Below are 12205 nucleotides of genomic sequence, written 5' to 3'. Positions count from 1 at the left end.
GACGCTGCGGCGCGGGTCGACGCGGTCGATCGACCAGTTCCTGATCGGCGCGCTGGGGTTCGAGGAGCTGCTGGCGAGCAGCCCGGCGGAATACGTGGCGCTGGCGCAGGGTCTGGCGCGCGACCCCGCCCGGCGCGCCGCCCTCGCCACGCGCCTGCGCCAGGCGGCGCGCAACCCGGTCTTCGTCGACAGCCCCGAGCATTCCCGGCGCATGCAGGCCGCCCTGGAAACCCTCATGCACTGGAAAAACACCTCAAACCCCCAAAACCACACACCAGACACACCATAAATCGCGCTGGGGGTGGTCGTGCGGCCTGGTATCAGAGCCTAACCAAGCAGATCCGTGGCTGGATTGTCTTCCAGTTCCACATCCGCATAGTACCGTTGGGCCTGAATGGCGGATCGGTGGAGGCTCAGTTTCATGGCCGCGGCAAGCGGCGCGCCATCCAGGGCCGCCTGGGTGAGAAAGCCGGCGCGCAGACCATGCGGAGTGGCGTAGTCTTCTGGCAACCCGGCCAGACGCAGCCTGTGCCGCAGGATAACGCGGATCGCGTCGGGTGCCAGCGACCGGGGCAGGGCGCGCCCCGATTTCGATACCGGACGAAAGAGCGGACCCGTTTCGATCCTGGCACCGATGATCCATCCCATCACGGCCCGGGCAGCGCGCCCCTTGAGCGGCAGTCGCGGTGCGTCCTCGATCCGGGTCGTCTTTGTTTCCAGCAGCCGGATCCAGACCAGGCCCTTCTTGGCAAAGTCGCCGGTGTCGATGTCTTCGCGGTAAAGAGCGGTCAGTTCGGATCGCCGCCGCCCGCCCGAGCCGAAAGCGAGCATCAAGATCGCCCGGTCCCGCAATCCGCGGATCGAATCGTCACAGCTGCTCAGCAACCGTTCCAATATCTCGCGGGTGATGGGGCGGGGGGATTTGGGCTGCCGGGGTTTCGCGGCGGCCCGTCTCGCTTTGGTGCGGGCCTGCATGATGAGCGGAGCCGCGAAGGGACTGGCAAGATTGCGCATCCGGTGGAACGCCCGCCAGGAGGCGATACGCCGATCCAGCGTTGCCGGAGAGGGGCAGGCGAGGGAGCGTCGCAGCCCCAGCTTCACCAGTTCCGTCGCGGCGATGCCAGCCGCACTGTCGGGCTGCCCGGTCAGGGAGGTGGAGTGGTCGAGGACGAACCGCAGGGCGACGCGTTCGTCTTCCGGCCAACACAGCGGCTGTACAAATACGGCGGCTTTCCAGGCGGTGATATACACCAGGTCGCGCTCCCAGGCGCGGAGGGTGTTTTCAGGGGTGCCATGCCGGTAGAGGGCGCTCAGGGCGGCCTCGTCCTCGGTCGAAAGCGCGATGCCAGTAAGAGGAGCGGGGCTGTTCATGTGGTGATCTGGCCATGAAAACGCGGTGCATGCAATAGGCATGATAATGGTTACTTATCGTGACTGATGGGTCAGGGCACAAAGTTCTTTGGTTGTCGGCAATATGCCGATAAAATGCGGATATGAGATATCAAAGTCCTAAAAATAAAGATAAAAATGATGAGACCGGGATTGCGTTTTCGCCCTGTGACGATGCGCCGGGGCGCGACGCCGATCTGTGGTTCGTGCCCGCCGAGGAAGCCGCCTTTTCCGGTGACGATCCTTTTGCCATGCCGGGGCCGCGTGCCGATCACCGCCGGCTGACGGACCCGGCCGCCTGGCGCAAAGCGGAGGCATCTCACGCGGCCGACCTGGCGCGGGCGGCAGGAGCGCTGTCGGCATTGGATCAGGCCTGCCGCCATGTGCCCGGCTCCGGCGCGGGCGAGCGTCTGGCGCTGATCGAGATCGAGGCGATGCTCTGGGCCGCAGGGGCGCGTATTCCACGCGAGCGGATCGGCCAGCACCTGCGCGCCGCCGGTGGCGTGTCGGGCGATCCGGCGGCCCTGGCCGAAGCCCGCTGGGCGATGCGCCGGCTTTCGGACCGGCCCGGCCCCCTGCCGGATCTGCGCGGTTTCCTGGGGTTGCACAGGGTCGACGTTCCGGCCTTGGCCGACACCCTGCTCCTGCGGCCTGTCGGTGCTGAATTCGATCTCGCGGCAGAGGCCTTTGGCGAGGGCATGGCGGAACTGGCCGACAGTCATCCGATCACCCGCGCGGCGTATTGTTTTGCGCTTTGGCCTGTCGCGGGGCTGTCGCATGCCGAGGCGCTGGTGGAGCCGGCGGTGGCCGCGGCGCGCATTGCCGGGTCGGAAAATCGCAGCCTGGGTTTTGCGCCCCTGGCGCCCGGTCGCGATGTCTGGCGGCAGGGGGCGAGCATCGCAGACCGCCTGTCCCGGTGGATCGCGGCCACCCGCAGCGGTGCGCAAACGGCGATGCTCGAACTGGACCGGATCACGGTCTGGGCCGCCGCAGCCCGGGCCGCCACCTCCGGCATCAACGGCACCAGCCCGTCAAAGCTGATCGAGGCACTGACGGCGCGCCCCATCTTGACCACCCAGGACGCCGCCTGCCTTGCCGGGATCAGCCGAGCCTCCGCCGAACGGATGCTGGGCAGGATGCAGTCCATGAATGTGGTGCGCGAGATCACCGGACAAGGGCGGTTCCGGCTTTGGACCGCGCGATAGACCGGACCGTGCCGACGCGTGGATTTACCGGCCGGGGGTGCAGGGCTCGGGGTCTTTCCGGCCCGTGGCGGGACCGGATGACCCGACTGCATGGTTTCTCCACAATATCGCCGGTTTTGGCGGGCATTACGATTTTCGGAATGTTCCGGGGCGACGATCATGCGCAGAGTTTCGCTGAACCCTGCCGCTTTGCGCCGATTTGTGCTGAGGCGCCACGGGGGCGCTTTGTGATCCAGGATGGCGGTGCTATTCCCACGGCGCCGTGATCCCGCGGATGACCCAAACCGGTCTGCGGACAGGACAGAACAGGACAACCGGACCCCGCGCTGACCGCGGAGAGATATTCAGGAGAGTACATGGCCGCTCAGAACACACAACAAAACGGCGCCGTCGTATATACACCCGTCCAAGTCGCCCGGCAGCTGAGCCACGACTATTGGGGCGGGACCTCGCATGCGTTCGCCCTTGGACCGGATCGCTCCGTGAGCGTGAATATTTCCGCTCTGACACAAGAGGGGCAACAGACCGCGCTTCTGGCTCTCGAGGCCTGGACGACGGTCACGGGTATTTCGTTCAACACCGTGGCCGGCGATGCCGACATCAGCTTTGACGACAATAGCCCGGGCGCCTCCTCACGGAGCACCATCTCGGGGAACGGGGAGATCATCAGCTCAAGCGTGAACGTCTCCACCAACTGGCTGGCCAGCAACGGAACCGGCTTCAACAGCTATTCCATGATGACCTATATCCATGAGATCGGCCATGCGCTGGGGCTGGGGCACACGGGCAATTACGATGGCAGCGCCGAGTACGGCAGAGACAATCTTTATGCCAACGACAGCTGGCAGATGTCGGTGATGTCCTATTTCAGCCAGACCGAAAACACCTTTGTCGATGCCAGCTATTCGTTCGTGATGGTGCCCATGCTGGCGGATACCCTTGCGATGGAGACGCTCTACGGCAAGGCCGTGCTGCGACCGGGCGACACGATATATGGCGATGGCTCGACCGCCGGCGGCACCTATGACCGCATCAGCCAGATGCGCGCGGCCGGAACCCTCGGTCCGGAGGTGTCCTGGACGATTGTCGACGACGGCGGGTTCGATACGCTGGATCTGCGCTCGAGCGGTGCCGACCAGGTGGTGGATCTGCGCCCCCATGAGGTCTCGAGCGTCTACGGGCTGCGGGGCAACCTGATGATCGCGGACGGGACAACGCTGGAACAGATCATGACCGGTGCGGGCAATGACGTGATCTACGGTTCTGCCGGTCAGACCCTGATCTATACCGGGTCCGGCGCGGATACGGTCCAGGGCGGCACCGGCGCCGACAGGATCTACGGCGAGGGGGCCGAGGCAAACAGGCTGCTGGGAAATGCAGGCAACGACACGATCACGGCGGGGTCGGGCAACGATCTGATCGGCGGCGGTGCGGGCAACGACCGCCTGTACGGGGGGAATGGCGCCAATACGATCTACCTCGGGCTGGGCGCTGACCTGGCCGGCGGCGGTGCGGGCAACGATGTGATCTATGGCGGCGCGGGCACCAACCGGATCTGGGGGGGCTATGGCAACGATACGGTCCAGGGCGGCACCGGCGCGGATGAGATTCACGGCGGCGGGGATGGCGCGAACGTGTTGCTGGGCAACGATGGCGCCGACGTGATCACCGCCGGTGGGGGGGCCGATTTCCTGGCCGGCGGCAGTGGCAGCGACAAGATTTACGGCGGCGCCGGCGCGAACAGGATCTACCTCGGCGCGGGCGACGATCTGGCCGGTGGCGGCGGCGGCAATGACATGATCGTTGGCGGGCTTGGAAATAACTGGATCTATGGGGGCAGTGGCAACGATACCATCTATGCCGGCAGCGGGCGTGACGTGATCAATGGCGGCCCGGGGGCGGATGTGTTCGTGTTCGGGTCGGCGGTGCAGGCCGGGATCGAGGCGAGCCGGGATGCGATCACCGATTTCGCGGCAGGTGTCGACAAGATCGATCTGACCGCGCTGTCCCTGCAGTTCGTCGGCGCCGCGGCTTTCAGCGGCACCGCGGGAGAATTGCGTTATGTTTCCGGATTTGCCATTGGCGATACGAATGGCGACGGTCAGAACGATTTCGCGATCGAGGTGTCGGAGGCTCCGGCGCTGACGGCGGATGATTTCATCCTGTAGCCCCCCGAAGGGCGGCGGCGCGCGTCGGGCGCACCGTTCCCCTTGCGGGACCGGCAAGATGTGACCCATATACGGCCGCAACATGAAAGTGCCGTATGTCTGACACCGTCTGCCTTGTTATTCCTTGTCCCGAAGCCGCGGACGAGCTTGACCGCACGCTTTTGAGCATTGTCACGCAGGCCGGCGATTTTCGCGTGCGGGTGCATGTGCCCCATGGCGCGGTCACCGGGGCGGTGGCGCGCCGCCTTGCCGCTTGGCAGGCCAGGCTGGACGACCCCCAAACCCCCATCCAGTGCCGGGACATCCGGTTTTCACATGGCCGCACGCCTGCTGCCGGACTTTATGCAGCCATCGCACAGGGCATCGAAAGCATCTCTGCCGGGGCCGATACGTTCATGGCGTGGGTGCGGGAGGGGGATGTCTTCCTGCCCGGCGCGCTTGATCATGTTGCCGCCCTGGGCCGGCAGTTCACGGCACAGCAGGTGCCGTGGATCAGTGGCGCCGCGGCGCAGATACGGGACCACCGGCTGATCGCCGGGGTCGAGGTTCCCACCCCGACCGAGGTCGTGGCGCAGGGCCTGTGCGATGGGATGTGCTGGCCCTTTTTGCGGCAGGGGGGCGTTTTCTTTCGTCGCGGCCTGTGGACGGTCGCCAAGGGCGCGGCGGTCCTGACGTCCGACGGTTTTCTGGAGGAATGGCATCTGTGGCAACGTTTTGCCCGGCATGCAAAGCTCGTGCAAAGCCCGCGGCCATTGGGGGCCTACGGGACGGTGGCGCAACGGCTCGCCTTGCACAAGCGCATCCAGGTCCGGCGCGGGATCGACAGGACGGCCCCCGAGCGGCAGCGCGAACTGGCGCTGCGCGATCTTCTGGGGCAGGGCCCGCTGCGGCGTCTGGTCGTTGCCGACGACGCCGAAGGAGGGAGGTTGCGGATTGTCGAGCAGGACATCTCCGACAGGGCCCGCCGCTGGTTCAACAGCCGGTTCGAGGCGCCTCTTTCCCTGCCCGAAGCGATCGCGCCCGAACGGGTGGTCCATGACGGCGTGTGGCCCGCTGCGGCCCCCCCCGACAGGCCGTCGCTTGCCAGCCTGACGCGGACGGGTGAGGCGCCGTTCACCGATTTGCCCGGCTACCGCGACCTGCTGCACCGCGCCTCGCGGGATGCCGCCGCGATGGAGGCGGACATCGACCGCATGATCCCCCTGGGGCGCCGCAGGGCGACGGACCCGCTGGGCGATCCGATGTGGCGGGCAAACCGGATCTGGGCCTTTGACCGCGACTGGCAGGACCGGCCTGCTACCGAATGGCGCGGGTTTCGCCAGATCCAGGCTTTGGCGCAGGTGCCGGAGGGGACAGGCTATGTCGGCTACCCCTGGGCCGGCCTGATCGAGGCGCATGTGACATCGGCCCCGGATCTCGACCGCAGGCGCGGCGCGTTCCGGGCCTTTTGCGCGCAACTGCCGGACAACGGCCCGCGCATCACGATATGCCAGCACCCCGGGATGATGGCGCATCTCGATCTTTTCAAGATCGCCGGGGTCACGGATGTCTTCTGGCCGCATGTGACGGCGCAGGATCGCCAGGCCGCGGCCCTGCGGGGGGTGCGGCTGCACGCTTTCGCGCAGGTTGCGGCCATGGATGCTCCGGAGCGCCGGACGGATGGGGACCGGCCCGTGCGCCTGGCCTGTTCGCAGGCGCGGGCCTGTCTTCCCCTGGCCGCGGACATCGGGCCCGGCGCCGATTGTCCCGAACGGAGCCGGTTTGCGCTGTGTCCTGCGGGGGCGGGGGGGAATTCGCTGATGCTGTGGCAGGCGATTGCGGCCGGGGCCGTGCCCGTGATCCTCGCGGATGCCCCCGGCGAAGGTCTGCCCGGTGATCCGGAGCTGTGGCAATCCGCGGTCGTGTTCTGCGGGGCATCGGACCAGGACCTGCAAACCCTGACGGACCGTCTGGCCACGCTCGAGGCGGACCCGGAGCAGATGCAGGGCCTGTTCCTGGCTCTGGATCAGCTTTGGCTGCTGTATGGGCCCGATGCGCTGGCGCATGACATTCAGATCCTGATGGCCGAACACGCCGGTCAGGCGGCGGCGGCCCGGTCTGCCCCCGCCCGGATCGGACATCCGCCGCGGATCTATTATCTTGGGCCCCGGTCCGCGCGGACGCCGCTCGGGTATGCCCCGTTTCGCCGCATCGCGGGGGGGCGGATCGACGAGGCGCCGACACCCGAGTCCGCGGACCTGATCCTGACCGGCTGGAACCTCGACCTCGCGGAAAACGCGGAGGCCCTTGCGGCGGCGGTCCGGGCCAACCCGTCCGTCAAGATCGCCGTCATCTCGGAAGAACCCTTGTGGGATACGGTCTGGAGCGGGGGATTTGCCGACAGGGACCGCCAGTTCGACTGTGGCGGGACCATGCAGCCCTATCGCGCCTTGAACCATATGAACTCGCGGATTTTCGACTTTGCGGACATTCCCTATTTTCTGCTGACAGCCGATCATTTCGCTCCGAGATATGTCTCTATGCTGGCGAAATACGTACATATGCGTCCGCGCGACATGCTTGAGCATTGGCAGGACGCGCCGCTGCCCCTGGCCTTTGTGGCCGAGTGCAGGACCGATCCGATCTTTGATGTGACGTTTGACGACGGGCGGATACAGGGGCTCAGCCATTACCGCACGGCGGTGGCCGGGCAGGTGCGCAACCCCGATGCGCTGCGGCTTGGGCAGGGCTGGCCGGGGCAGGGCGCAAGGCGACAGGCGCTGCCGGACTGGCACCTCGACAAGCTGGCGCGCCTGCAGGGGCGCACGCGGTTCTGTGGAGCCTATGAGAATACGCATCAGCACAGCTATGTCTCGGAAAAGATCGTGGATGCCTTTGCGGTCGGGGCCATGCCGATCTGCTATGCCGGGCCGGGCCACCGGCTGCACGACCTGGTTCTGCCGGAGGCGATGATCAACACCTACGGCCTGCCCGCCGCCGGGGCCGCCCGCAGGATCGAGGCCACGGTCCCCGACCTCGCGGCGGCCGAAGCCTGGCTGGAAACCGCGGCGGATCTACGGGCCCGCCTGGGGAATGCCACGACCGTCATGGAGGAGCGCCGCCGCGTCGTGGACGAGGTTCTGGCCGAGATTTTTACGGTCCTGTGACGGCGTCCGGCCGGTCGCGCCTTGTTGATGCGGTTTCTCTGAGGACCCCGCGGTGCGCTTGTAATGAGGGGGGGTATTTGCTAACCGACGCGGCAGGTGATCGGCACTTCTGTCAGGAGGTCTTTTGCTTCGGGACCCTTGTCGCACGTCTCTCGTCCAGTTTTGAATTTTGGGAAATCAGATGGCCAAAAAAGCTTTGATCACCGGCATCACGGGCCAGGATGGCTCCTACCTTGCGGAACTCCTGCTGGCGAAGGGGTACGATGTCCACGGGATCAAGCGCCGGGCCTCCAGTTTCAATACCCAGCGGATCGACCATATCTATCAGGATCCGCATCAGCCGAACCCCAAGCTGAAGCTGCATTACGGCGATCTGTCCGACAGCTCGAACCTGACGCGGATCCTGTCCGAGGTGGAGCCCGACGAAGTCTATAACCTGGGCGCGCAAAGCCATGTGGCGGTCTCGTTCGAGGCCCCCGAATACACCGCCGACGTCGATGCCATGGGCACCCTGCGCCTGCTCGAGGCGATCCGCTTTCTCGGGCTGGAAAAGAAAACCCGCTTCTATCAGGCGTCGACCTCGGAGTTGTACGGCCTGGTGCAGGAAATTCCGCAGACGGAAACCACGCCCTTCCATCCCCGCAGTCCCTATGCGGTCGCCAAGATGTATGCCTACTGGATTTGCGTGAACTACCGCGAAGCCTATGACATGTACGCCTGCAACGGCATCCTGTTCAATCACGAGAGCCCGCGGCGCGGCGAAACCTTCGTGACCCGCAAGATCACCCGCGGCCTGTGCAACATCGCCCAGGGGCTGGAGCAGTGTCTCTACATGGGGAATATCGACTCCCTGCGCGACTGGGGCCACGCAAAGGATTATGTCCGCATGCAGTGGATGATGCTGCAACAGGATGTGCCGGACGATTTCGTCATCGCCACGGGCCTGCAGTATTCCGTGCGCGAATTCATCAGATGGTCGGCGGCGGAACTGGGCGTCACGCTGGAGTTCAAGGGCAGCGGCATCGATGAGACAGCCGTGGTGGCGGGCGTGACCGGCGACAAGGCCCCGGCGCTGAAAACCGGCGACGTCGTCATGCGCATCGACCCGCAATATTTTCGCCCCGCCGAGGTGGAAACCCTGCTGGGCGACCCCGCCAAGGCCAAGGCCAAGCTTGGCTGGGTGCCGGAGATCACGGCTCAGGACATGTGCGCCGAGATGGTGGCCAGCGATCTCAGGACCGCCAAGCGCCACGCCCTGCTCAAAGAGCATGGCTACGATACGCCTGTCACGATCGAAAACTGAGGATCCGCGGAATGGAAAAATTCTACGTCGCAGGTCATCGTGGCATGGTCGGCGGGGCCATTCTGCGCCGTCTTCAGGCGCGCCAGGACGCGGGCGAGGCGATCGAGCTGATCACCCGCACCTCCTCTGAACTGGACCTGACCGATCAGGTCGCCGTGCGCGAGTTCATGCAGGCCGAGCGCCCCGACGTGGTGATCCTGGCGGCGGCCAGGGTGGGGGGCATCCATGCCAACAACACCTATCCGGCCGATTTCATCTATGAAAACCTGATGATCGAATGCAACGTGATCCATCAGGCCTTTGCCGCCGGGGTCACGCGGCTGTTGCAACTGGGCAGCTCGTGCATCTACCCCAAGGCCGCCCCGCAGCCGATGGCCGAGGACGCATTGCTGACCGGCCCGCTGGAGCCGACCAACGAAGCCTACGCGATCGCCAAGATCGCCGGGATCAAGCTGTGCGAAAGCTATAACCGGCAGCACGGCGTCGATTACCGGTCGGTCATGCCCACCAACCTCTATGGGCCGGGCGACAATTTCCACCCCGAGAACTCCCACGTCCTGCCCGCCCTGATCCGCCGCTTTCACGAAGCGGTCCGCGATGGCGTGGACAGGGTCGAGATCTGGGGCACGGGCAAACCGATGCGCGAATTCCTGCATGTCGACGACATGGCCGAGGCAAGCCTGTTCGTGCTCGATCTGCCCAGGGATGCCTATGCCGCCAATACCGCGCCGATGCTGAGCCATATCAACGTGGGCACCGGCACCGACGTCAGCATCGCCGAACTGGCGCATATGGTGGCGCGGGTGACCGGGTTTACCGGCGCCATCGGGTTCGACGCCAGCAAGCCGGACGGTACGCTGCGCAAGCTGATGGATGTGTCGCGTCTGGCGGACATGGGCTGGCGCGCGAGCATTTCGCTGGAGGACGGGCTGGCGGGGACATATGAGTGGTTCGTCATGCAATCGGCACGTTCCATTCGATCATAGCTTCTGATTATTCGATAAAAGGACACTCACGATGACCCGCTATTTTTCAAAAGATGCGCTGCGGACTGCATTTAGAAATAAGTTCAAAAGATGGGTTCCGGTTGTCGAAGCTGAAAAAGGCGATGTGAATACGGCAATGGAGCGATTTAGATCCAGCACATACATGCCGATTAACGTGGACCCGAAATTTAGTATCTCCAGAGACTCATCTGTATTTACAATTGGCTCCTGTTTTGCCCGTAATGTAGAAAATTCGCTGACCGACAGTGGTGTGGATGTCATTACGACGAAATTCAATTTTGATGCTGCTCTTTTGCAGAGCAGCCTTGGGGCAATGAAAAATGTCCCCAATCCACGATCACTGCTGAACAAGTACAGCACACAGGCCATTCACAGCGAATTGGAGCGCGTTCTTGGAAAAACCAACCCCAAGGACCGTGGGTTTCTGGAAGTGGAAGAGGGCAAATGGGTTGATCCGCAATTGGCTGCCATTCTTCAGCCATTGCCGTTTGAGACGCTTTCCGACCTTCGCGATACCGTTGAAGACCTCGTAGGCAAAGTGCTTGATGCAGATATTATCTTTATAACTCTGGGTTTGACAGAAACGTGGTTTGATACCATCTCAGGGCTTTTTCTCAATTCAAGCCCCCCGCCGCGACTTATGAAATCAGCGGGCGAACGCTTTGAATTCATCAATAGCACTTATGACCAGTCCTTTAGTGCAATCGACAAATCGATCGAAATGATCCGTAGCAAAAGCAACAAGGATGTAAAATTCATACTGACCGTTTCGCCCGTGCCAATGTCTACGACTTGGAGTAGTCAGGATGTGGTCGTCGCGAACACCTACTCAAAATCATTGCTGCGTGTCGTGGCGCAAAAGCTGGCTGATACTCATGATTACATTGACTACTTTCCAAGTTTCGAAATGGTCACCAACTCACCGCGCGGCTTGGCCTGGCAGGACGATGAACTTCATGTACGACCGGATATGGTCAAGTTCGTCGTCTCCCATTTCATTGCCAAATATGTAGTCTGAATTTGGAAAAGGTTCTGATCCTCGGATTCAGCGTTACCGCTGAGACCCCCGGATTTGTCGAGCAGGCCGGCAAGCTGATCGGTGACGGGGCGGCGATGACGCTGCGCAAAGTCGGGTTGGGCGGTCTGCAACCCTATCACATGCGGCATCTGCTTTCCGAGATCCTCGATGACGTTAATCCCGATACGATCATTGCGGAATTCGCAACTCCGGGATTTCGGAAGTTTGGACGGCATCCCGCCGATCATCAAAATACACTGGCAACCCTCATAAATGCCTGCGCAGATCGCGGTATCGCATTGGCGTTGCTGGATCTTCCCCGGACAGACGTGGATGCGCAAACCGACTGGTTGTTCGCGATGCACAAGGAGTTTTGTGCCACGAACGGGCTGCCGTACCTGTGTATTCCCGATGGTGACGGGTTGCTGCGGGATGTGGTTCATCCCAATTCCGAAGGGGTTGCCGTATATGCCCGGGCTTTGGCCGACTTTCTGGAACACCCCCGGGTCACGCCCGGACCGGACCGGAAACGCCCCGTCGCCCTGTTCAGCGCGATTCATGTCTCAGAGCATGTTCCTGGTCGGGGTGACAGACTATCCACCTTTTCGCGTAGCGGATATTCAGTCGAGATGACGCCGATTTCCGTAGGCGAAACGATTTCTCTCACGATCCCCGCCGGTATGGATTTATGCGGCTTTACCTATTTGATGGGGCCGCGGTCCGGCATCGTGCAATATACCGATGGTCACGAAGACCGACGCCTCAGGTGTTATGACCAGTTTTGTTATTATGAACGACTGGGCGCTCAGATCATCGACCCCGTGTCATGGGACACGATTTCCATGACACAACTGCCCGACCTTCCCGACACACCCCTGCTCAAGGGGGAGGCCGACACCTCGGACCGTATCGGGCAACTTGGCCATCTTCTGACCACGGGCAATACGCCGTCCTTTGACTGAACAAGTG

The 12205-nt window shown here is 63.3% G+C and carries 9 protein-coding genes; 8 read left to right on the top strand and 1 reads right to left on the bottom strand.

Going from position 1 to position 12205, the window contains the following annotated elements; all coding sequences use genetic code 11:
• Window positions 1-289, top strand: a 289-nt coding sequence (locus FDT80_RS18960) for a hypothetical protein (protein ID WP_425472048.1), incomplete at its 5' end; no start/stop codon positions are given.
• 38 nt (window positions 290-327) lie between these two features.
• On the opposite strand, the gene FDT80_RS18300 is transcribed toward FDT80_RS18960, so the two are convergent.
• The gene (locus FDT80_RS18300) at window positions 328-1371 is read right to left on the bottom strand and encodes a tyrosine-type recombinase/integrase (protein WP_138663779.1); all 1044 of its coding nucleotides are present in this window, start codon (window positions 1369-1371) and stop codon (window positions 328-330) included.
• A 224-nt stretch (window positions 1372-1595) separates the two neighbouring features.
• Here FDT80_RS18300 and FDT80_RS18295 point away from each other — a divergent pair, with 224 nt between their 5' ends.
• The 7 genes from FDT80_RS18295 (at window position 1596) to FDT80_RS18265 (ending at window position 12198) form a co-directional block, all read left to right on the top strand.
• Window positions 1596-2594 carry a hypothetical protein gene (locus FDT80_RS18295; protein WP_170311940.1) on the top strand — a complete coding sequence of 333 codons (999 nt, stop codon included), beginning with the start codon at window positions 1596-1598 and terminating at the stop codon, window positions 2592-2594.
• A gap of 482 nt (window positions 2595-3076) precedes the next feature.
• Entirely contained in the window at window positions 3077-4762 is a 1686-nt protein-coding gene (locus FDT80_RS18290) for a M10 family metallopeptidase C-terminal domain-containing protein (protein WP_170311939.1), read from the top strand.
• A gap of 95 nt (window positions 4763-4857) precedes the next feature.
• The gene (locus tag FDT80_RS18285; RefSeq protein WP_138663776.1) at window positions 4858-7908 is read left to right on the top strand and encodes a hypothetical protein; all 3051 of its coding nucleotides are present in this window, start codon (window positions 4858-4860) and stop codon (window positions 7906-7908) included.
• A 181-nt stretch (window positions 7909-8089) separates the two neighbouring features.
• Window positions 8090-9211, top strand: coding sequence for a GDP-mannose 4,6-dehydratase (gene gmd / locus FDT80_RS18280; protein ID WP_138663775.1), 1122 nt, complete (start codon window positions 8090-8092; stop codon window positions 9209-9211).
• Window positions 9212-9222: 11 nt separating this feature from the next.
• Window positions 9223-10197 carry a GDP-L-fucose synthase gene (gene fcl, locus FDT80_RS18275; protein ID WP_138663774.1) on the top strand — a complete coding sequence of 325 codons (975 nt, stop codon included), beginning with the start codon at window positions 9223-9225 and terminating at the stop codon, window positions 10195-10197.
• 31 nt (window positions 10198-10228) lie between these two features.
• On the top strand, window positions 10229-11236 hold the full coding sequence (locus FDT80_RS18270; protein WP_138663773.1) for a GSCFA domain-containing protein: 1008 nt from the start codon (window positions 10229-10231) through the stop codon (window positions 11234-11236).
• A gap of 2 nt (window positions 11237-11238) precedes the next feature.
• A complete protein-coding gene (locus tag FDT80_RS18265; protein WP_138663772.1) occupies window positions 11239-12198 on the top strand; it encodes an SGNH/GDSL hydrolase family protein in 960 nt (319 codons plus the stop codon).
• Window positions 12199-12205: the final 7 nt, after the last annotated feature.

Source organism: Sulfitobacter sabulilitoris, assembly GCF_005887615.1.
In the GTDB taxonomy this organism is placed as follows: Bacteria; Pseudomonadota; Alphaproteobacteria; order Rhodobacterales; family Rhodobacteraceae; genus Sulfitobacter_E; species Sulfitobacter_E sabulilitoris.
This window is presented reverse-complemented; position numbering and strand designations above follow the sequence as displayed.

Coding starts and splice junctions, on each gene's coding strand:
- FDT80_RS18300 (WP_138663779.1), bottom strand. CDS start 1,371: ATGAACAGCCCCGCTCCTCTTACTGGCATCGCGCTTTCGACCGAGGAC.
- FDT80_RS18285 (WP_138663776.1), top strand. CDS start 4,858: ATGTCTGACACCGTCTGCCTTGTTATTCCTTGTCCCGAAGCCGCGGAC.
- gmd (WP_138663775.1), top strand. CDS start 8,090: ATGGCCAAAAAAGCTTTGATCACCGGCATCACGGGCCAGGATGGCTCC.
- fcl (WP_138663774.1), top strand. CDS start 9,223: ATGGAAAAATTCTACGTCGCAGGTCATCGTGGCATGGTCGGCGGGGCC.
- FDT80_RS18270 (WP_138663773.1), top strand. CDS start 10,229: ATGACCCGCTATTTTTCAAAAGATGCGCTGCGGACTGCATTTAGAAAT.